The sequence below is a fragment of the Candidatus Electronema sp. JM genome, from assembly GCF_048287415.1.
GTDB lineage: Bacteria > Desulfobacterota > Desulfobulbia > Desulfobulbales > Desulfobulbaceae > Electronema.
This window is the reverse complement of the sequence record NZ_JBLWEN010000029.1, coordinates 1-19,596: the sequence shown is the minus strand read 5'-3', so window position 1 is coordinate 19,596 and position 19,596 is coordinate 1. Positions and strand designations below refer to the sequence as shown.

At 58.5% G+C, this 19,596-nt stretch carries 18 protein-coding genes; 6 read left to right on the top strand and 12 right to left on the bottom strand.

Annotated elements, in window-relative coordinates; translation table 11 throughout:
* Positions 1–5: 5 nt before the first annotated feature.
* The 10 genes from ACNKH6_RS05985 to argJ form a co-directional block, all read right to left on the bottom strand.
* A complete protein-coding gene (locus tag ACNKH6_RS05985; protein WP_417914634.1) occupies positions 6–3,779 on the bottom strand; it encodes a PAS domain S-box protein in 3,774 nt (1,257 codons plus the stop codon).
* Positions 3,780–3,926: 147 nt separating this feature from the next.
* Positions 3,927–5,102, bottom strand: coding sequence for an iron-containing alcohol dehydrogenase (locus ACNKH6_RS05980; protein WP_417914633.1), 1,176 nt, complete (start codon positions 5,100–5,102; stop codon positions 3,927–3,929).
* 38 nt (positions 5,103–5,140) lie between these two features.
* On the bottom strand, positions 5,141–5,533 hold the full coding sequence (locus ACNKH6_RS05975) for a PilZ domain-containing protein (RefSeq protein WP_417914632.1): 393 nt from the start codon (positions 5,531–5,533) through the stop codon (positions 5,141–5,143).
* A 17-nt stretch (positions 5,534–5,550) separates the two neighbouring features.
* Positions 5,551–6,579, bottom strand: a complete 1,029-nt coding sequence (locus ACNKH6_RS05970; protein WP_417914631.1) for an ABC transporter permease — start codon at positions 6,577–6,579, stop codon at positions 5,551–5,553.
* Between the two features lie 3 nt (positions 6,580–6,582).
* Positions 6,583–7,632: a microcin C ABC transporter permease YejB gene (locus ACNKH6_RS05965; RefSeq protein WP_417914630.1), complete on the bottom strand. Its 1,050-nt coding sequence runs from the start codon at positions 7,630–7,632 to the stop codon at positions 6,583–6,585.
* Between the two features lie 9 nt (positions 7,633–7,641).
* Complete coding sequence (locus ACNKH6_RS05960) at positions 7,642–7,932, bottom strand: DUF4177 domain-containing protein (protein WP_417914629.1); 291 nt, start codon at positions 7,930–7,932, stop codon at positions 7,642–7,644.
* A gap of 11 nt (positions 7,933–7,943) precedes the next feature.
* Positions 7,944–9,443 (bottom strand): MORN repeat-containing protein, encoded by a 1,500-nt coding sequence (locus ACNKH6_RS05955; protein WP_417914628.1) that lies wholly within the window; start codon positions 9,441–9,443, stop codon positions 7,944–7,946.
* A 7-nt stretch (positions 9,444–9,450) separates the two neighbouring features.
* Entirely contained in the window at positions 9,451–10,089 is a 639-nt protein-coding gene (locus ACNKH6_RS05950) for a hypothetical protein (RefSeq protein WP_417914627.1), read from the bottom strand.
* A gap of 4 nt (positions 10,090–10,093) precedes the next feature.
* Positions 10,094–10,804 (bottom strand): DUF4388 domain-containing protein, encoded by a 711-nt coding sequence (locus ACNKH6_RS05945; RefSeq protein WP_417914626.1) that lies wholly within the window; start codon positions 10,802–10,804, stop codon positions 10,094–10,096.
* A gap of 12 nt (positions 10,805–10,816) precedes the next feature.
* Positions 10,817–12,001, bottom strand: a complete 1,185-nt coding sequence (argJ, locus tag ACNKH6_RS05940) for a bifunctional glutamate N-acetyltransferase/amino-acid acetyltransferase ArgJ (protein WP_417914693.1) — start codon at positions 11,999–12,001, stop codon at positions 10,817–10,819.
* Positions 12,002–12,226: 225 nt separating this feature from the next.
* On the opposite strand from argJ, the gene ppk2 reads away from it, so the two are divergent.
* The 6 genes from ppk2 (at position 12,227) to ACNKH6_RS05910 (ending at position 18,681) form a co-directional block, all read left to right on the top strand.
* Positions 12,227–13,141 (top strand): polyphosphate kinase 2, encoded by a 915-nt coding sequence (ppk2, locus tag ACNKH6_RS05935; protein ID WP_417914625.1) that lies wholly within the window; start codon positions 12,227–12,229, stop codon positions 13,139–13,141.
* 27 nt (positions 13,142–13,168) lie between these two features.
* Positions 13,169–13,717: a CvpA family protein gene (locus ACNKH6_RS05930; RefSeq protein ID WP_417914624.1), complete on the top strand. Its 549-nt coding sequence runs from the start codon at positions 13,169–13,171 to the stop codon at positions 13,715–13,717.
* Between the two features lie 170 nt (positions 13,718–13,887).
* Positions 13,888–15,477 (top strand): citramalate synthase, encoded by a 1,590-nt coding sequence (gene cimA, locus ACNKH6_RS05925; protein WP_417914623.1) that lies wholly within the window; start codon positions 13,888–13,890, stop codon positions 15,475–15,477.
* 243 nt (positions 15,478–15,720) lie between these two features.
* On the top strand, positions 15,721–15,912 hold the full coding sequence (locus ACNKH6_RS05920; protein ID WP_417914692.1) for a type II toxin-antitoxin system YafQ family toxin: 192 nt from the start codon (positions 15,721–15,723) through the stop codon (positions 15,910–15,912).
* 59 nt (positions 15,913–15,971) lie between these two features.
* Positions 15,972–16,754 (top strand): WD40 repeat domain-containing protein, encoded by a 783-nt coding sequence (locus ACNKH6_RS05915; RefSeq protein WP_417914622.1) that lies wholly within the window; start codon positions 15,972–15,974, stop codon positions 16,752–16,754.
* Positions 16,755–16,911: 157 nt separating this feature from the next.
* On the top strand, positions 16,912–18,681 hold the full coding sequence (locus tag ACNKH6_RS05910; RefSeq protein WP_417914691.1) for a caspase family protein: 1,770 nt from the start codon (positions 16,912–16,914) through the stop codon (positions 18,679–18,681).
* Here the strand turns inward: ACNKH6_RS05910 and ACNKH6_RS05905 are convergent.
* Positions 18,662–18,892: a hypothetical protein gene (locus ACNKH6_RS05905; protein WP_417914621.1), complete on the bottom strand. Its 231-nt coding sequence runs from the start codon at positions 18,890–18,892 to the stop codon at positions 18,662–18,664. The two genes, ACNKH6_RS05910 and ACNKH6_RS05905, sit on opposite strands and share 20 nt — an antisense overlap.
* A gap of 363 nt (positions 18,893–19,255) precedes the next feature.
* Positions 19,256–19,483: a formylglycine-generating enzyme family protein gene (locus ACNKH6_RS05900; RefSeq protein ID WP_417914620.1), complete on the bottom strand. Its 228-nt coding sequence runs from the start codon at positions 19,481–19,483 to the stop codon at positions 19,256–19,258.
* Positions 19,484–19,596: the final 113 nt, after the last annotated feature.

Genomic DNA, 19,596 nt, shown 5'->3' with positions numbered 1-19,596 from the left:
TCTGTTCAATCCCCGTCCTTCAAGGCCAGCAACGGTTTCAGTTCCTCTTTCAGCCGGAACAGCAGCCCGGCGTAATCCGCCCGTTCTCCGGTCTTGCCGTTCAGCTCAATCTGGCGGGCCAGCTCCGCCGCCTCCGTAAGGCCGATGCTGGCCAGCGCCCCTTTGGCCTTGTGGCCAGACGCAGAGAGCGCGGACAAATCATCTGCGGCCAGCGCATCATCCGCCTGAGTCAGGGTGTCGCTGATGGAGCTGGCGGAAAGCTGAATCATCTGCCCCACCTGATCTTCCTCCAGACTATAGGCGGTTTTCAGATGATCTGCAACTCTGTCCACCAGTTCGCTATTTTTTTTCTTGTCCGCCATCGCCGCAGCCTCCTCGACATTTCGTAATTGTGCTTTCCAGCATCTGCATCCCTGTTCCTCCGCTCTTGGCAGCCGCAACGGCATTTTTCTTCTCGCAAGACAGCAGCGAATCACCCGGTAGGCATTCTCCAAGCGGAACGGTTTGACCAGATAGCCGTCCACTCCGGCCTCCATGCAGCACCGCTCATTAAAGGTGTTTGCTGTCAGGGCGACAATCAGCATGTGTCCGCCTTGCAGCCGCCTGCGCAGGGATTCTGTAAATTCTTCCGGCAGCCGCCGCGTGTCCTTGCACGAGCAAACCTCCTCTCCCCGCTCGCATTCCCGGATGATCTGGGTAACGGTCAGCCCGTCCATGCCAGGCATTTGCACATCCATCAAAACTGCGTCAAAATCCTCTTGCAGCACGATGCGCAAGGCCTCTTGACCGTCGCAGGCCTCGACAACAGCATGGCCGTGCCGCTCCAGCACCTTCATCGCCAAAAAACGGTTCGGCGCGTGGTCGTCCACTACCAGAATCCGCATCGGTTGCAGTGGTTCATCGTCATAATCTTCCAGCACTTCAGTGAACCATGCCGTGAAGGTGAAGGCGCTGCCGACATTCGGCTCGCTTTCCGCCCAAATTTGACCGCCCATCAGGGCGCAGAGCTGACTGCAGATGGCTAGGCCAAGCCCTATGCCCTCGCGCACCCTGCTGACACCGCTGACAAAGCGTTCAAAAATTTCATTCAGCCTGTCCGGCGGAATGCCGATGCCTTGGTCGCGGACTGTGAAGACCAGCAGGACACGCCCGTCCTTGCACTCCTTCACTTCCGCCTGAACGGAAATAGTTCCTTTTTCGCTGAATTTTATGCTGTTCTTCAGGAGATTAACAAGAATCTGCCGCAAACGCAACGCATCTCCTTCAATAAAGCGCGGCACGTCCGGCGCGATCTGCCACTCCAGACGCAGTCCTTTGTCCTCTGCCGGATAGCGGACAGTCTGCACCGCCATGCTCACCGCCTCCTTCAGCTCAAAACGGACTGAAGTCAGCTGAAGCTGCTGCGTCTCAATCCGTGAAAAATCCAAGAGATCATCTATCAGGCCCAGCAGGAAGTCCGCCGCATTTTTTCCCACCATGAGCTGCTGCTGCTGCTCTTCGTTCAGCAGGCCGCTTTCCAGCACAAGCTGGTTCATGCCGATGATGGCGTTCATCGGCGTGCGCAGCTCATGGCTGATGCTGGCAAGGAAGTCATTTTTCGCCCGGCTCGCCTCTTCGGCCTGCTCTTTAGCGATCTGAAGCTGCCGCTCCTCTTCTTTCTGGCGGCTGATGTCCTTGGTCAGCCAGACCGCCCCTTGATCAGGCAGGCCTGGATCAATCATCTTGCCGGTCAGCGAGCACCAGAACAGGCTGCCGTCTTTGCGCCGCATGAGCTGGTCAGCATGAAAAATCTGATCTCTGGAGAAGGCCTCGTCTGCCAGCGTCAGCACGCTCTGGTGCGCCGCTTCGTTCTCAAACAACGAGCTGATCGGCAGCTGATCCGCCTCTTCCGCAGCATAACCGAACATTTCCGCCGCCCCTTTGCTCACCCAAGCGAACTTATGCTCCACCAAATGAACAATGCCGATGGCCGCATGTTCAATCATCAGCTCCAGTTTGGCAAGCTGGGCTTTAAACTGCCGCTCCAGCTCCAAGCGCTGCGTGATGTCGTTTTTAATCGCCAGATAATGGCTGATCCGGCCTTTGCTGTCATGCAGCGGGCAGATGATCTGGCCTTCCCAGTAGCTGCTGCCGTCTTGCCGCCGATTGTGCAGAAATCCTTTCCACGTGCCGCCGCCGCTGATCCGCCGCCAAATTTCCCGGCTGAGGACCGTGTCCCGCTCGCCGCCGCTGAGTATCGCTGGCTCTGCCCCGATCGCATCGTGGCGGTTCCAGCCGGTCAGCTCGCTGAAGGCCGGATTGACATACACTATCTTGGCCTGCCGGTCGGTGATGACGATCGCGCTGGTGCTCTGCTCCACAGCCTGCGAAAAGAGAAAAAGCTGCTCCTGCTCTTGTTTTCGCTCGGAAATGTCCGCGAAGAAGGAGAAGCAAATTTTTTCATCCGTGCCGGGCGCGGTGATGCAGGAGGCGTTGATCAGCACATCGGCGGCCTGGCCATTGCGCAGGCGCAGCTTGCCCTCGCAGGCGAAGTCCGTCCGCTCCCGTGCCGCGCTGTCCGTCCAGAGAAATTCCTCCGGGCTGTGGCCGATGATTTCGCTGGCATCCACGCCAAGCAGGCGGCAGAGGCTCTGATTGACCTCCAGTATCACCCCGGTGGCAAAATCATTCCGCCAAAATCCCTGCGGATTGCGGTTGATGATCGCCTCGTATTTTTCTTTGTCGAGCATCCGCCGTTCGGCTTCGCTTTTCAAGGTCTCCGCCGCGAGCAGCACCTGCCGATGCCGCCGATTGACCATCCAGAGCAGAACGAGCATGACAGCCAGCATCCCGGCCAGCATGAAGAGATAGCCGGAATAATCGGAAGATGCCGGGTGATAATTGCTGTGGAACCAACTGCGGTTGATGACATGAACCAGCGAGAGGCTGTGGCTGATCACCGGCTGCAGAAAAACGTAGTATTCTGTGCCAGCAGTGTTGTTCAGCCGAAAAAAGCCGATGGACAGCAGTTCTTTTTCGTCGTAATCAGGGAAATCAAGCGAGGGAATGGTTTCCGGCTGAAGCCTGTTTGGCCGCTGCTTCAGCGAAACCAGCGAACTGTCCGCTGTGTTGAGGAGTATGTTGCCGTCTGTGCTGAGGCCAATACGGACATCGGTGAGCTGCGGAGTTTCGTTGGTGTATGGCGTGGTGAACGAATGCAGATGAAAAAAGCTGGGACGGAGTTCAATCACTGCCACGCCGATCCGCAGGCTGCCGTTTTTGATCGCTTGGGCATAATACAGGCTGGTCCGGCCTGAGGCCACTGCCATCATCGCATAAAAATTGGCCGACAGATCACTCCCGGACTTGAGGGCGTTGCGGACGTAATCAATCTCGGCGTAATTTTTCCCCAGCCGGTCTTTGCGGCTTGAATACAGACAAATACCGTCCAAACTGACTAAGAAAACTGAAGCGACGTTCTCAACGGCGGCGATGGCCTCCAGATTTCGTTCCACCATGCCGGAGGCCACTTCAGTGGCATTTTCGCCATTCAGATGCCGGTCGAGGGAGTTGATGACAACCGGATTTTTCACCAGCAGGTTGGAAATGCTGACTAACTGGTAGTACGTCTGGCGGAGCGATTCGCTTTCCTGCGCCAGCGAATAGCGGTATGTTTTAATGTCCTGCTCTTGATTTTTTTGATGATTGTACAGGACAAACAGCCCTCCCAGCAGGACCAGCGCGACCAGACCTGCCGCCATGACGGCATAGCGGATGAGCAATATGCGATTTGTCTTCATGCTGGCATCTGAACCGGCAGGCGGCATTCCTTCGCTTCAACGGCTGGGGCTTGAAATATTCCGCCGTTGAACCGCACGGCGGTTGCTCCTGACTGTACATTGTACCCTTTTCTTGTAAAGAAAAAAGTGCTTTTCCGGCACGCGCTGTCAGGCCGCTGGCCGCCACGCCTGTTCGTACACCGCGATGACCTCCTCCAAGGTCGGCCTGCGCGGATTGTTGGCCACAGGCCGGGCCACGGTCAGGGCGATTTGCGCCATCTCCGGGATTTTCTCCTCCGGGATGCCCAGCTCCTCCAGCGTGGCCGGAATGCCCACATCGGCGTTCAGTTCGAACAGCGCGTCCACGCAGCGGCGGGCGGCCTCACGCTCGGACAGGCCCTCGGTGTTCTCGCCAAGGACTTCGGCCAGCACAGCGAATTTGCGCAGATTGCCGGGCAGGTTGTATTCCACCACATAGGGCAGCAGCACCGCGTTGGCAAGGCCGTGCGGGATGCCGAACATGCCGCCGAGCGGATAGGCCATCGCGTGCACCAAGCCCACGCCTGCGGTGGCCAACGCCTTGCCGCCAAGCAGCGACCCCATCAGCATGGCGGCCCGTGCCTCCAGATTGCCGCCGTGGGCGCAGGCTGCAGGCAGATTCTCAGCAATCAGGCGGATGGCCTCCAGCGAATACATCTCCGAAATCACATGCGCCTGGGTCGAGGTGTAGGCCTCCAGCGCGTGGGTGAGCGCGTCTATGCCGGTGTAGGCCGTGACTTTCGGCGGCAGACTGAGGGTCAGCTCTGGGTCGAGGATGGCCGCGTCCGGGTAGAGCGGATCGCCGTTCATGCCGCCCTTGGAGCCGGTCTCCTCGTTGATGAAGACAGCGGTGAAGGTCACTTCCGCGCCCGTGCCGGCAGAGGTGGGCACCATGATTTTCGGCGCGCCCGCCTTTTTGATCTTGCCCAAGCCGAGATAATCAGCCGCCTTGCCGCCGTTGGTCAGCAGGATGGCCGCAGCTTTGGCCACGTCCATCGCCGAGCCGCCGCCCGCGCCGATGACGCAGTCGCAGCCGTTTTCCTTGGCAAGGGCATAAGCGCGGTCAGGGAGCTTCAAGCCAGGCTCCGGGTCAACCTGATCATAGACAACAAAGGGTATCTGTTCCTGCTCCAGCGGCGCGGTCAGCTTGGGCAGGATGCCTGCTTTGACCAAGCCGGGATCCGCCACCAGCAGCACCTTGCTGCCGTTGAAATCTTTGACAGCCGCGCCGAGTTCTTTGATCGCGCCAACACCGAAGCGAATGCGGGTGGGCTGGGTGACGGTGAATGACTGGGTATGAATCATGATTTATCGAATAGATTGCAAAAAAACGTAAAATTGCTTCAGCAGTTATGCTGCAAACAGATATCAACGGACATGCGCAGGCATTCCTCCTGCTGTTTGGACAGCTGGTCAAAGGCTACGCCGACAAGGACATGATCAAGATATTCATTGTCCATCACCCATACCACCTGCATCGGCACATCAGTAAAAGCATTGATGTCTGGCAGACCGCTGATGCAATGGAGCATGATTTTTCGTCCCCGGAAGATGCCGTCCAACGAGCTGCGCTCAACAGATATCTGCATTCCACCTTCGCTCATATTGAGAATAGAAGCCGCAACGGCTTCTTCTGCATTGTTATCCTCAAAAGGAGAAATCAGGGCGGCTATTTTTTTAGGATCTTTGAAAATAATCCGATGATGCCGCCGTTTTTCCAGCTGACATGCTGTCATATTGCGCTCCTTTGTCGTTATGCTTGCTGTCTGCGTGGGTCAAAGGCTTCCCGCAGGGCCTCGCCGATGAAAATCAGCAAAATCAGGGTGCCGACCAGCACGATGAAGGTCGAGAGAGAAAGCCACCAGGCTTCGATGTTCGCCTTGCCCTGGGCCAGCAGCTCGCCGAGGCTGGGAGTGTCCGCTGGCACGCCGAGGCCGAGGAAATCCAGGCTGGTCAGGGCGAGTATCGCCCCGGACATGCGGAAGGGCAGAAAGGTGATCACCGGGGTCATGCTGTTCGGCAGCAGGTGGCGGCGCATGATGGTCAGATTGCCCACGCCGAGGGCTTTGGCCGCCTTGACGTAATCGAGATTGCGGCCTTTGAGAAACTCCGCCCGCACATAGTCGGCCAAGCCCATCCAGCCGAAGAGCGAGAGCAGAATCAGCAGGAGGAGGACGCTGGGCTTGAAAATCGAGGCGAAGATGATCAGCAGGTACAGCTCCGGCATCGCGCTCCAGATTTCAATGAAACGCTGGAAGATCAGATCGGTGCGCCCGCCGAAATAGCCCTGCGCCGCCCCGGCGACGATGCCGCTCAGAGTGCCGATCAAGGTCAAGGCAAAGCCGAAGAGCACCGAAAGACGGAAGCCGTAGATCAGCCGGGCGAGCACGTCGCGGCCCCGGTCGTCGGTGCCGAGCAGATGCGTTTTGCTGGGCGGCGCGGGCACAGCTTCGCCCAAAGAAAGGTCAATCGAATTGCTGCTGTACGGATTGAGCGGAAAATAAATTGTATTGCCGGGCGCGTTCAGTTTTTCCAGCAGATAGGGGTCGCGGTAGTCGGCCTCGGTCGCAAAATCGCCGCCGAAGGTGGTTTCCGCGTAGGTCTTGAAGAGGGGGAAATACCAGCCGCCTTCATAGTGAATGAGGAAGGGCTTGTCGTTGCTGAAAACCTCGGCGAAAAACGAGAGGACAAAGAGCAGGCCGAAGAGGATCAGGCTGTAGAAGCCGCGCCGATTTTTCTTGAAATTCCGCCATCTGCGCTGGGAAAGAGACTGTTTTTGCATCGCCTACTCCAGCTTGGCAAAACTGATTCGCGGATCCGCCCAAACATAGCTCAAATCGGAGAGCAGGCGGGAAATCAGGCCGAGGATGGTGAAGAAATACAAGGTGCCCAAAACCACCGGGTAGTCGCGGTTCAGCACCGACTCATACGCAAGCAAGCCCATGCCGTCCAAGGAGAAAATGGTCTCAATCAGCAGGCTGCCGGTGAAAAAAGCGGTGATGAAGGAGCCGGGAAAGCCGGTGATGATCGGGATGATGGCGTTGCGGAAGACATGGCCGTAAAGCACCTGCCCTTCGCTCAGGCCCTTGGCGCGGGCGGTGAGCACATACTGCTTGCGGATTTCTTCAAGAAAGGAGTTTTTCGTCAGCAAAGTCATCACCGCCAGACTGCCGACGGTCGAGGCGGTGACCGGCAGCACCATGTGCCAGAGATAATCAAGAATTTTTCCGCTCAGACTCAGTTCCTTCCAGTTGTCCGAAACCAAGCCGCGCAATGGAAAAATATTCCAGAAACTGCCGCCGCCGAAAAGGACGATCAGGGCGAGGCCGAGGACAAAGCCGGGAATGGCGTAGCCGATCAGAATCACCGTGCTCGTGGCCACATCAAAGCGCGAGCCGTCCCGCACCGCCTTGCGGATGCCAAGCGGAATGCAGACTGAATAGACAATCAGGAAGGACCAGAGGCCGAGCGACATCGAAACCGGCAGCTTGGAAATGACCAACTCGGCCACGCCTTTCTGGTGATAATAGGATTGGCCGAAATCAAAGACCACATACGCGGCCATCATGCTGAAGAAACGCTGCGCGGGCGGCTTGTCGAAACCGTAGAGTTTTTTCAGCTGCTCAATGCGCTGCGGATCAAGGCCCTGCTTGCCCTGATAAATGCCGCCCCCACCGCTGCCCGCCTCGCCGCCGCTGCCGCGTCGTTCAAGCTGGGCAACCATCTTTTCCACCGGCCCGCCGGGCACAAACTGGGTGATGGCAAACGTCACCAGCATGATGCCGAACAGCGTCGGGATCATCAGCAGGATGCGCTTGAGAATATAGGTGCTCATCAGCCTGATTCAGAATATCCTGATGTCGCCGAGCGGAACGCTGTCCGGCAGCTCCTCAATTTCCACAGTTTCAGCATCCTCGGCTTCTTCTTCCTTTTCCTCTTGGCCGGGCAGCAGCTCCCGCTTGCAGAAGAACATCATTCCTTCCGGCACCAAGGCCGCCGTGACTAATTCCCAGCCGTTGCGGCCCTCTTCATTGAGGAGGGTGTCCGTCTCCTCTTCATCAATATATTTTTCGCCTAAGATGCCGTCCTTCTGAAATTCGACAAGGAGGGTCTTATACTGCCATCGTGCGGTCATCGTGTGCTGAATCAGTTGATCAGTTGGTCGTTTTTGAAAATGCCTTTGACTGTGCGCCCGTCCGGATGCGTGACATTGCCTTCGCCGTTGCGTTTGCCCGCCTTGAACATGCCTTTGTACACACTGCCGTCGGTGTCGGTCAAGGTTCCGTAACCATTCGGCAGATCATGGGCGAACGCGCCGCTGTATTTTTTGCCATTTTTATAGGTCAGCGTGCCCTGCCCGGAGAAATAGCCTTCAGCCAGCTCGCCGACATACTTGCTGCCGTCCGGGAAAATATACGTTCCTTTGCCGTGATATAGCCCTTTGACGAAATTGCCCTCGTACGAGGAACCGTCCTGATACGTCAGGATGCCGCGCCCCTCGCGCTCGCCCTGCCGGAATGAACCGGTGTACTGCCTGCCGTCAGCAAAAACATAAGTGCCTTTGCCGTGAAACTTGCCTTGGACGAAATCGCCTTCATAAACTTCGCCGTTCGGCAGACGGAGGGTGCCCCAGCCGTGCATTTTGCCATTCTTCAGCTTGCCCTGATATTGCGAGCCGTCCGGCATCTGGACATTCGTCCCGCTGTTCTTCTGGCCGCGCTGCGGCGGCGCATCTGCAATTTTGTCGAAATTTTCTCGCACTGCTGGCGCAACTGGCGCAGTGGCTGTCTGCTCTTCCGGCGGCGGAGCAGAGGCAGGCAGGGATGGCGCGAGCAGTTCGGCTGAAGGCGGCACATTGTCCACTGCCGCCAGCGGAGCGATGCTGATTTGCGGAGCGGCTTGCTCCTCCAGCGCCGGTTCAGCGGCTGGGGCATTGTCAGCTAACTGGCCATTTTTAAACTCGCCCTCATGCACCACCCGACCGTCGGCGGAAGTCAGCTTGCCTCTGCCTTCGTAGCGGTCGTTATGGAAAAATCCTTCGTAACGGCTGCCGTCGGGCAGCTTCAGAACTCCGTAGCCCTCACGGGCATTGCCGACAAAGCCGCCTTTGTACAGGCTGCCGTCCGGGTAGCGGCGGGTCAGCTCGCCAACCGCCCGGCCTTCCTCAAAACGGCCTTCGTAAAAACTGCCGTCCGGTTGGGTCAATCTGCCGGGGCCATGCGGCAGACCCTCGCGGAAGCTGCCTGCGTATTTCCGTCCATCCGGCCAAACCAGCACGCCTTGGCCATGAAAACGGCCCATGAGAAAATCGCCTTTGTAACGGCGGCCATCGATTTCCGTCAGCGTGCCTTTGCCGCTGATGATTCCGTTTTCAAATTCCCCTTCGTAAACGCGCCCATCACGGCTTTTCAGTGTTCCTTGGCCATGAAAGCGGCCCCGGACAAAACTGCCGCTGTAGCGCATTCCGGCATCGGTGAGCACACCCTTGCCCCAGAGAAAGCCGTTTTTGAACCCGCCTTCATACATGCGTCCGTCCGCGCTTTCCAGCTTGCCGACACCGTTGCGGCAGTCGCCGGCCAAACAGGCGGCAGCAGCCGAAAACGGCTGGCATAACAAGGCGGCGATCAGCAGGACAGCGGTGCGCATCAGCAACTCAGATGATTTTCTCAATTTTGGCGGCAAAATCCTGCACCGCTGCCGGGTCGCCGATCTCCTCCACCAGCAGATCGGTCAGCTCGGCAAGGCGTTCTGGAACTGCCGGGCCTCCCTGCCGCCACCGGTCAATATAATCCTGCATGACCATTCCTGCAACAGGGCCGATGGCTCCGGCTAAGGCCTGCTCAATCCGGCAGAGCATCGCTTGCAGCCGGGCAGGGAACAGCTCAGTTTCTGGCAGGGGCGGCGGCGCGGCTTCTTTGGCCTGCGTTTCCGCCGCCGGAGCAGCGACAATGGGAGGCAGCGCGCTGATTATTTTCACTGTCAACTTGGCGGCGGCATCAGCCACAGCGGCACTGTCCGCATCCGGGCTGCACAGGGCCATCAGCACCGAGCCTACCTGAAAGGGCAGGCCGATCACCACATAACGGTCGAAAAAGAATTTGGCGGTTTTGATGTCAATGCCGCTCATCGCGCCGAGCTGAAAGAGACGGAGCAGGTGCGCACCTGCGGCCTGCTGAATACCATCAGCCAGTTTTTCGCGGGTCTCGCCGCAGAGCATTCCGTCTTTTTTGCCAAAAACACAGACTCCGACCACGCCGGGCAGAGCGGAGAGCTGGGCGATGAGCTTGTCCATGATCTCAGCCCCTGACCTTTTTCGGAGGATGGAGGGCGGCGCGGATGCGGTTGGTCACTGCTTGAGCCGAAGCCTGGCCATCCAGCAGCAGAGCGATGATCAGGCCGATGCCGGGCAGAATCAGCAGCAGTTCGCCGCTGCCCAAGGCCACCTGAATGCTGTGCGGTCCTTTGACCTCGCAGCCGAGGCTCTGCCGCATCTGGAGACTGCTCATCACCGTGTAGGTGATGAAATTGCAGAGCTGGCGGTTGTCCAAAGAACGGGCCACAGACTTGCCCTGCGGATTGAAAAGATAATAATGGCGGACTTCCGGCATGGCCATGATTTCAGCCAGCAGCCGCCGGAGGAGCGGATGTTTTTTTGCCGCCTCCGGCAGCGGCGGCTCGTCAAACAGGGAAGCCCCGTCTTCCCCAGCCGCGCTGGCGTGCAGGAGGATGCGGGCCAAGGATTGATTGACCCGCGTCATCCGGTCTTCCGGCTCGCTGACCCGGAAGGCAGGATTGCGCAGGGCGAGCAGCGCCTGCACCGCCTCCAGTCCGGCCTTGCCGTCGCAGCCAGCGTCAATGAGCTGCCCTTCTTTAAAAAAGAAGGCACCGCTTTTCTCCTCGGACGTGACCGTGAGCGTGCAGCTTGTGTGCTCATGCTCCAGCAATTGGAGGAACGAGGGCAGGGAAACGCCCGGAAAGTTCTGGTCAGCTTGGCCCGGGTTGATCATGCGGCGGCGTGCTCAGGAACGGTAGTTGGCGTTGATCTTGACGTAATCGCAGCTCAGGTCGCAGGTCAGCATTTCTGCCGCCGCAGCGCCTGCGCCAAGACGGACAGTGACTGCAAATTCTTTCTGCTTCAGTGCTTGGGTGGCGGCAGCTTCAGCCTCTTTGCCAAGGCCGAAGCCGTTTTCCACCAGCAGCGCGTCATCAAAGGCGATGGCAACGTGCTCCGGCTGAAATGCCGCCCCGGAGCGGCCCAATGCAGCGATGATCCGGCCCCAGTTCGCGTCTTCGCCGAAAAAGGCGGTTTTCACCAAGGGCGAATTGGCGATGGTGCGGGCGGCGTTGACTGCGTCCTCCTGCGATGCCGCGCCTTCAATGCGGACAGTCACTAATTTGGTCGCGCCCTCGCCGTCGCGGACGATTTGTTTGGCCAAGTCTTTGAACATGCCGTGCAGAGCCTCCGTGAACACCGCAAGCTGCTCCGGTCGGCTTTCATCCAGCAGCGTATTGCCTGCCGCGCCGTTAGCCAAGCAGAGCATGGTGTCGTTGGTCGAGGTGTCGCCGTCCACGGTGATCCGGTTGAACGACAAATCGGCCCCGCTGCGGACAGCGGCCTGCAAGGCTGGCTGGGCGATGTTCGCGTCGGTGATGGCGAAGCAGAGCATGGTCGCCATGTTCGGCATGATCATCCCCGCGCCCTTAGCGCAGGCGAGCAGATTGACCTCCACGCCGTCAATGCGGATTGTGGCCGACGCAATTTTCGGCACGGTGTCGGTGGTCATAATCGCCCGTGCCAGTTCGTCAAAGCTGTCCTCAGAGAGCTTGGCAGCCAGCCTGGGCATGGCTGCGGCAAAAGGAGCCGGATCGAGCTGCGCCCCGATCACGCCGGTGGAGGCCACCTGCACCAGTTCCTCATCAATTTTCAGAGCCTGCGCCGCCAGTGCGCCCACAGTGCGGGCCATGCGCATTCCTTCCTCGCCGGTGCAGGCATTGGCGTTGCCGCTGTTGACAACAATTGCCTGCGCTTTGCCGGAGCGCAGCCGCTCCATGCCGAGCAGCACCGGCGCGGCCTTGACCGTGCTGGCCGTGAACACCGCGCCCAAAGCTGCCGGAGTCGCAGAATAAATCAGGGCGAGATCCAGCCTGTCCTTATAACGAATGCCAGCCTGAACAGCGGCGGCAGAAAATCCTTTCACCTTCATGCAATACCCTGCTTCTGTCTGGAGTTTTCCGGTCCGCAGCGGACCGGTCATGATCACTGTCCTATCTTATCACAGGGAGGAGCTTCTGTACAGCATGTTAATGCCCGCCCTGACCGCAAAAATCGCTGTTCACAGGCTGCGCTGGGGAAAGGAATTGTTTCCCTTCTGCGGCAGATATGATAAGATTTGGACAAACAGTTGAAAAAATACTGACAGGAGCCTGCCATGACAGCTGGTGAGAAAAAGGACGGAAACGACACGGAAAAAACAGGCGAGCCGGTGCGCCTGCATGAAGGAACTGCGGCTAAAAATCTCCATAAGAAGGAGAAAAAAAATCGCCGCGCCGTTTGGATAGATGAAGAAACGATAGAATATGAGACAGAGCTGAAGACCCTTCAGATTGAGCTGATGAAGCTCCAGCTCCACATCAAGGCCAAAGGCATGAGGGTGCTGGCGATTTTTGAGGGCCGGGACGCGGCGGGCAAAGGCGGCACCATCAAGCGGATCACTGAATTCCTCAATCCGCGCACCACCCGCGTGGTGGCCCTGTCCAAGCCCAGCGACACCGAAGTGACGCAGTGGTATTTTCAGCGTTATGTCTCGCACTTGCCAGCGGCGGGCGAGCTGGTGCTTTTTGACCGCTCGTGGTACAACCGGGCGATGGTTGAGCCGGTGATGGGCTTCTGCACCGACGAGCAGCACAAACGTTTCCTGAAAGATGTGCCGCTGTTCGAGCAGATGCTGGTCAAAGACGGCATGATTCTTTTCAAATTTTACTTCTCCGTCTCCAAAGAGGAGCAGGCCCGCCGCTTTGAGGCAAGAAAGACCGATTTGCTCAAGCAGTACAAGCTCTCGCCGGTGGACAGCCTTGCCCAGCAGCACTGGGATCAGTACAGTGTGAAGAAATTCCAGATGCTGAATGAGTCAAACCGCAGCATCAGCCCGTGGACCATCGTCCGCTCTGACAACAAAAAGAAAGCGCGGCTCAACTGCATGAAGCATCTGCTCGCCCATATTGACTACCCGGAGAAAATTGCGGCGGAACAGCTGAAAACCGACCCGGAGATTGTCATTTCCGGCATTGATGAAATTCAGCACATGGAAGAGCATCTGTTCAAGCCGGTGCTGCTCCGAGGCTGAATAACAAAAAACGAAGGGAGAACGCCGGTGGTCAGCATCAATGTCATCTTCTGGACGTTCATTCTGCTTTTTGCTCTGATCGGCTCCATGCGCACATGGAGCAAAGAGCTGCTGGTGATGTTCAGCGTCATCTTGGCCCTGTTCATCATTCAGGTTGTCCAGACCTATGTGGGGCCGGTATCGAGGATGCTTGCATCCGGCAATCCGACAGGGCAGTTTTGCCTTTGGTCGATAGTGATCATCATCTTTGCCATGTTCGGCTACCATATTCCCGCTGTGCATAAGCTGGCCGGGGTGAAGCTGAACAGCTCCCGCGACCGCCTGCAAGACTGGCTGCTGGGCGCAATCATCGGGGCCTGCAACGGCTACATGATCGTCGGCACCATCTGGTCGTATCTGCACATGGCCGGCTATCCCTTCGCAGAGACCTACATGATTCCGCCCAAGCCCGGCACCCCTGCGGGCGACGCAGCCATAAAGCTGATCACGTGGCTGCCGCCCGCATGGCTCGGCGTGCCGGAAATTTATTTCGCCGTCGCTATCGCCTTCACAATTATCGTGATCGTGTTTATCTGAAGCGGACTGCGCAGCTGACGTTCCACGTTGGCTGCGATCTCTTCCTGCCAGCTTGACGCAGTCTTGCGCCCATCTCTTCTGCGCAAAACTGATTGCACTGTCCAGCCTCTTCGTTACAGGCTTTTCACCTCATAACCACCGCAAAACTTACGCTTAGAGGAACTCAGCAGATGAGCCAATTGATCGAATTTTACGACACCACCCTGCGGGACGGCACCCAGGCCGAGAACTTCAATCTTTCGGTTGACGACAAGATCCGCATCACCAAGCAGTTGGACAAGCTCGGCATTGACTTCATCGAGGGCGGCTGGCCCGGCTCAAATCCTCTGGCGGTGGAATATTTTGAGAAAATGAAGGCCGTGGAGCTGAAACACGCCAAGCTGGCCGCCTTCGGCGCGACCCGGCATTTTCAGAACCAGCCGGACAAAGACCCGAACCTGCTCGCCCTGCTGGCGGCCAAGACTCCGGCAGTGACGATTTTCGGCAAAAGCTGGGACATTCATGTTCACGCCGCCTTGCGCATCCAGCTCGAAGACAACCTGCAACTCATCGAGGATTCGCTCGCCTTCCTGCGTCCGCATGTCCGGCACCTGATCTATGATGCCGAGCATTTCTTTGACGGCTTTAAGAATAATCGGGAATATTGTTTAGCTACGCTGGGGCAGGCGGTGAAAGGCGGAGCCGAGACTTTGGCTCTCTGCGACACCAACGGCGGCACGCTGCCGCACGAGATTCCGCCGATCATCGAGCGGGTGAAGGAATTCCTGCGCGAGCTGGGCAGCACGGTCAAGATCGGCATCCATCCGCACAATGATTCGGAAACCGGCGTGGCCAACGCGCTGATGGGCGTATCGCTCGGCGTGCGCCAAGTGCAGGGCACGATCAACGGCTACGGCGAACGCTGCGGCAACGCCAACCTGACCTCAATCATCCCGGCAGTGATCTGCAAGATGGGCCTCGAAGCCGAGGTGGGCAAGAACATTGACCAGCTCTATTTCACCTCCCGTTTTGTCAATGAACTGGCCAATCTGCCGCACAACCGCTATCAGCCCTATGTGGGCGAGTCCGCCTTTGCCCACAAGGGCGGCATCCACGTCAGCGCGGTGCAGCGCAACCCGGTGACCTATGAGCATATCGCCCCGGAAAAAGTGGGCAATGTCCGCCGCATCCTGATTTCCGATCAGGCGGGCAAGTCCAATGTCCTGCACAAGGCGGTGAAATACGGTCTGAACTTGCAGCCGGACGACCCGGCCATGAGCACGATCATCCGCGAGCTGAAAGAGCTGGAGAATCAGGGCTTCCAGTACGAGGGCGCGGAGGCCAGCTTTGAGCTGCTCATGCGCCGGGCGATGGGACTGGAGCAGCAGTTCTTCACGCTGGAGAGCTTCCGGGTGATGAACAGCAAGCGGATTATGGATACTTCCTCGCTCACCGAGGCCACCATCCGCCTGAGCGTAAACGGCGAAGAGGAGCACACCGCCAGCCTCGGCGACGGCCCGGTTAATGCCTTGGACAAGGCCATGCGCAAGGCATTGCTGCGTTTTTACCCGCGCTTGGAGGAGATGGAGCTGGTGGACTACAAGGTGCGCGTCCTTTCCGGCGAGCACGGCACCGGCGCCAAGGTGCGGGTGCTGGTCGAGAGCCGCGACGCAAGCAGTCAGTGGGGCACGGTCGGCGTGTCGTTCAACATCATCGAGGCGAGCTGGCAGGCTTTGGAGGATGCGGTGAACTACAAGCTGATGAAGGATGCGAGAGGGTAACTGCCGTAGGGGCGAATTTTTTTTCGCCCCTGCTGAAGGAAATCTATCATGAATCAGATAATTTTATTTAATGAAGTGCTGGAAGCTGTTGATCATCTTCCTTTAGATGAGCAGGAGTCTCTGATTGATGTGATTCGTCGCCGGATAGCCGCTCGCCGCCGTCAGGAGATGTCGAAGCTCGTGATCTCAGCACGGGAAGAGTGTGCAAATGGCACGCTGAAGCCTGAGAGTCCTGACGATATAATGCGTTCTCTCCTGCTTTCCGAAGATGCTTTTCATCCTTTGCTGAGAACGCACAAGCTGAAAGGCAACTTGGAAGGCTCTTGGGCGTGCAGTGTTGCGTATGATCTTAGAATTGTCTTTTCTTTTGTGGATTATGCAGGCAGCGAAGCCATTTTGCTGGAAGCAATAGGCACACATGATGAGGTGTATTGAGCCGTAGGGGCGAAAAATTTTTCGCCCCTGCAGGACAACCCAAACCGAAGACCACCCCCATGAAACACCTCCTCCTCGTCCTGCTGGCCCTGCTGCTGGCTGCCGCAGCCTTGGCGGGCGAACCGCCCACCGCGCCCATGCTGCGCATAGAAACCGGCTTTCACACCGCCGTGATCACTCGGATTGCCACGGACAGCCAAGGCCGCTGGATAGCCACCGCCTCGCATGACAAGACCCTGCGCCTTTGGGAGGCCAAGGACGGCAGCCTGCTCCGCGCCTTCCGCCTGCCCAGCGGCGCAGGCAATGAGGGCAAGCTCTATGCCGCAGCGATGGACCCGGCAGGCGAATGGCTGGCTGCGGGCGGGTGGAGCAAGCTGGGATATGAAGGCTTCGGGAATCACAATATCTACATCCTTGACCGGGCCAGCGGCCAGCTCCGCCAGCGCATTGAAGGGCTGGAGAATGTCATCAACCATCTCTGCGTTTCCCCGGACGGACGCTGGCTGGCCGCCGCGCTGTTTGGCGGACAAGGGCTGCGGGTGTACGATGCCAAGCAGGGCTTCCGTCCTGTCTTTGCGGACCGCGACTACGGCAAGGACAGCTACGGCTGCGCCTTCAGCCCGGACAGCCGCAGCTTAGTCAGCACCTGCTTGGACGGTGGACGGGGAAGGCTTCCGCAAAGAGCGGCAGGCCGCAGCCCAAGGCGGCAAGGAGCCGTACAGCATCGCCTTCCACCCGGCAGGCGACCGGATTGCAGTCGGCTTCAACGACAGCACGGCAGTCACGATCGTGGATGCGGAGCGGCTGACCAAGCTCTATGCCGCAGACACGAGTGGCATTGACAACGGCGATCTCAGCAGCGTGGCTTGGTCGGCGGACGGCAGCGTCCTCTTTGCCGGGGGACTGTATGATGACGGCAGCGGCAACAACCCTGTGCTGCGCTGGGCGGACAAGGGCCAAGGCAAACGGGAAACGTGGCAGGCGGCGGATACGTCAGTGATGGATATTAAGCCGCTGCCGGACGGCGGCATTGCCGTTGGCACGGGTGATCCTGTCCTGCTCCGCTATGACCAGCACGGTCGGAAGCAGCTTGATCTGCGCCCCAATCTCCCGGATTTGCGCAACAAGCTGGGAGACAGCTTTCAAATCAGCAAGGACGGCAGGCAGATTACTTTCGGCTTGGGCTATGGCGGTGCAGACCCGGCCTGCTTTGACCTGAATCAGCGGCAGCTGCGCAAGGGGCAATGCCAAGGCAGCCTGACTGCCCCGCGCACGGCGGCGGATGGCCTGAAGATTGAGGACTGGAAAGATCAGTATAATCCCGCGCTCAACGGCAAGCCGCTGGCCTTGTACCAGTACGAACGCTCTCGCAGCGCAGCCATTGCCCCGGACGGCCAGCGTTTTCTTCTTGGCGCAGATTGGTCGCTGCGCTGCTTTGACCGTCAGGGCAAGGAAGTCTGGCGGCAGCCGGTGCCGGGCGTTGCTTATGGCGTGAACATCAGCAAGGACGGCAGGCTGGCCGTGGCCGCATTTCATGACGGCACCATCCGCTGGTTCCGCCTCAGCGACGGCGAGCCGCTGCTTTCCCTTTTCACAACCAAGGACGCGGCCAAGTGGGTGCTGTGGACACCGGGCGGCTGGCATGACAGCAGTCCGGGCGGGGACAGCCTGATCGGCTGGCAGGTCAACAACGGCAAAGACCGGCTGGCGGACTTCTTCCCGGCCAGCCAGTTCCGCGAGCGTTTCTACCGCCCGGATGTGGTCGCCGCAGTGCTGGAGACGCTGGACGAGAACAAGGCGCTTGCTCAAGCTGATGCGGCCTTGGGCAGGCAGCGTTCCGCTCCGGCCCAGCTTGCCGTGCCGCCCGCCATTGAGCTGCTTTCCCCGGCGGACGGCAGCGGCTTCAGCAGTCCCACCCTGAGTCTGCGCTACCGGGTGCGGACGCACGGCGGCCCGCCGGTCAGCGCGATTCAGGTGCGGGTGGACGGCGGCATCCGCCTCCGCAAGACGGTGGAGCGGCGCGACGGCAAGGAATGGGAAGACAGCCTTGAACTGACCCTGCCCGCCAAGGACATGCTCCTGAGCCTGATCGCTGAAAACGAGCAGGCTGTCTCGCCGCCTGCGGCAATCCAGCTCACATGGCAGGGCGGCGCGGATGCCCTCAAGCCTGTCCTCTACGTGCTCGCTGTGGGCATTGACGAGTACGACGCGCCGGAGATCAACCTGCATGAGGGCAAGAAATACCTCAAGTACGCCAGCGCGGATGCGCAGGCATTTGTTGCCCTGATGGCGCGGCAGGCCGGAGAGGGCAAGCTCTACCGCGAGGTCAAGCTCCGCCCGCTGCTCAACCGGGATGCGGACAAGGACGCGGTGGTGGAAGGGCTGGAGTGGATCAAGGAGAAGACCACAGACAACGACGTGGCGATGGTCTTCCTCGCCGGACACGGCAAGCTCGACCAGCACGGCGACTACTATTTCCTGCCCAAGGACTTCAAGCCGTGGCATTACACCAGCAGCGGCGTGTCCTACGACATCATCCGCAGAACCGTGTCCCGGCTGCAAGGCAAGGCATTGTTCCTGCTCGACACCTGCTATTCCGGCAAAGCGGTCGGAATGCGCGGCAGCGGCAGCGGCGAGGTGGACATCACCAAGATCATCAACGACATGGCCGCCACGGAAAACGGCGTGGTGGTGCTCTCCGCCACCACTGGCCAGCAGACCGCGCCATTCAAGTCGGGGAGATCAGAACCTACATCGCGGGCCGGGTGAAAGAGCTGACTGACGGCCAGCAGACCCCGGCGGTGGTCATCCCGGAGAATGTGCCGGACTTTCCGGTGCTGGTGCTGCCGTGACTGGATGCGCTGCCCTGCCGCACCACTATATAGCTGGAGCAGGATAAAATGACTCTTTCCCGTAGGGGCGGCCCCCTGTGGCCGCCCTGTATTTCCACGTTATTCCGGGGTGCTGCACGGGCAGGCACGGGGGCCTGCCCCTACGACGGACGGCTGAAAGGATGATCAAATTACACTGTTCTGGCTATAGTGCGGCAGACGGTTGCACCATAGTGCAACGACTGCTTCCACTATAGTAGAACGTTGCGTCACACTATGGAGGAACTAATCTGCGCCATGATGCGGCTTGACGCGGACAACAGTATCTACATTGCACAGCCGCACAACAGAATTTTCGTTGCTGTTCGTTTGGCTGAATCCCAGACGGCAAAATCCTTTATGCGGCAGCAGCTCATTTCTATTCTACATCTGACTTGTGTTATGAATTTTGATTTGTTGCGTAGGGGCGAAAAAATTTTCGCCCCTACATTGCACTTTTTTTCTTTTTTTACTCACGGGAACTGCCGGTTCAGCATCCTTCTGCCTGGAAGGGAGAGAACAAGGCGGAAGCCAAAGCTGCCATAGCGAATCCCCGGCGGATTGACATACCGATAGACAGCGCGGCAGTCCTGCGAATAGTCGAAAAAACTGCCGCCGCGCAAAACGCGGAGCCCGCCGCTCTCAGGCCCCTGCGGATTATCCTTAGGACTGGAGGCGTAATACTCTTTTCCGTAACCCAAGTTGTGACCTATAACATTGTTTTTTCAATACCGTAAGCCAAGATAAAAAGAAAAACCTTCAATTCAAAACCATGCGAGGTGACAGCATGAATATGTGCTGGAAATCTTTGGGT

Bases quoted from the DNA above. Each gene is read 5' to 3' on its own strand.
- ACNKH6_RS05985 (WP_417914634.1), bottom strand. From the start codon at position 3,779: ATGAAGACAAATCGCATATTGCTCATCCGCTATGCCGTCATGGCGGCA.
- ACNKH6_RS05980 (WP_417914633.1), bottom strand. From the start codon at position 5,102: ATGATTCATACCCAGTCATTCACCGTCACCCAGCCCACCCGCATTCGC.
- ACNKH6_RS05975 (WP_417914632.1), bottom strand. From the start codon at position 5,533: ATGACAGCATGTCAGCTGGAAAAACGGCGGCATCATCGGATTATTTTC.
- ACNKH6_RS05970 (WP_417914631.1), bottom strand. From the start codon at position 6,579: ATGCAAAAACAGTCTCTTTCCCAGCGCAGATGGCGGAATTTCAAGAAA.
- ACNKH6_RS05965 (WP_417914630.1), bottom strand. From the start codon at position 7,632: ATGAGCACCTATATTCTCAAGCGCATCCTGCTGATGATCCCGACGCTG.
- ACNKH6_RS05960 (WP_417914629.1), bottom strand. From the start codon at position 7,932: ATGACCGCACGATGGCAGTATAAGACCCTCCTTGTCGAATTTCAGAAG.
- ACNKH6_RS05955 (WP_417914628.1), bottom strand. From the start codon at position 9,443: ATGCGCACCGCTGTCCTGCTGATCGCCGCCTTGTTATGCCAGCCGTTT.
- ACNKH6_RS05950 (WP_417914627.1), bottom strand. From the start codon at position 10,089: ATGGACAAGCTCATCGCCCAGCTCTCCGCTCTGCCCGGCGTGGTCGGA.
- ACNKH6_RS05945 (WP_417914626.1), bottom strand. From the start codon at position 10,804: ATGATCAACCCGGGCCAAGCTGACCAGAACTTTCCGGGCGTTTCCCTG.
- argJ (WP_417914693.1), bottom strand. From the start codon at position 12,001: ATGAAGGTGAAAGGATTTTCTGCCGCCGCTGTTCAGGCTGGCATTCGT.
- ppk2 (WP_417914625.1), top strand. From the start codon at position 12,227: ATGACAGCTGGTGAGAAAAAGGACGGAAACGACACGGAAAAAACAGGC.
- cimA (WP_417914623.1), top strand. From the start codon at position 13,888: ATGAGCCAATTGATCGAATTTTACGACACCACCCTGCGGGACGGCACC.
- ACNKH6_RS05920 (WP_417914692.1), top strand. From the start codon at position 15,721: ATGCGTTCTCTCCTGCTTTCCGAAGATGCTTTTCATCCTTTGCTGAGA.
- ACNKH6_RS05915 (WP_417914622.1), top strand. From the start codon at position 15,972: ATGAAACACCTCCTCCTCGTCCTGCTGGCCCTGCTGCTGGCTGCCGCA.
- ACNKH6_RS05910 (WP_417914691.1), top strand. From the start codon at position 16,912: ATGGATATTAAGCCGCTGCCGGACGGCGGCATTGCCGTTGGCACGGGT.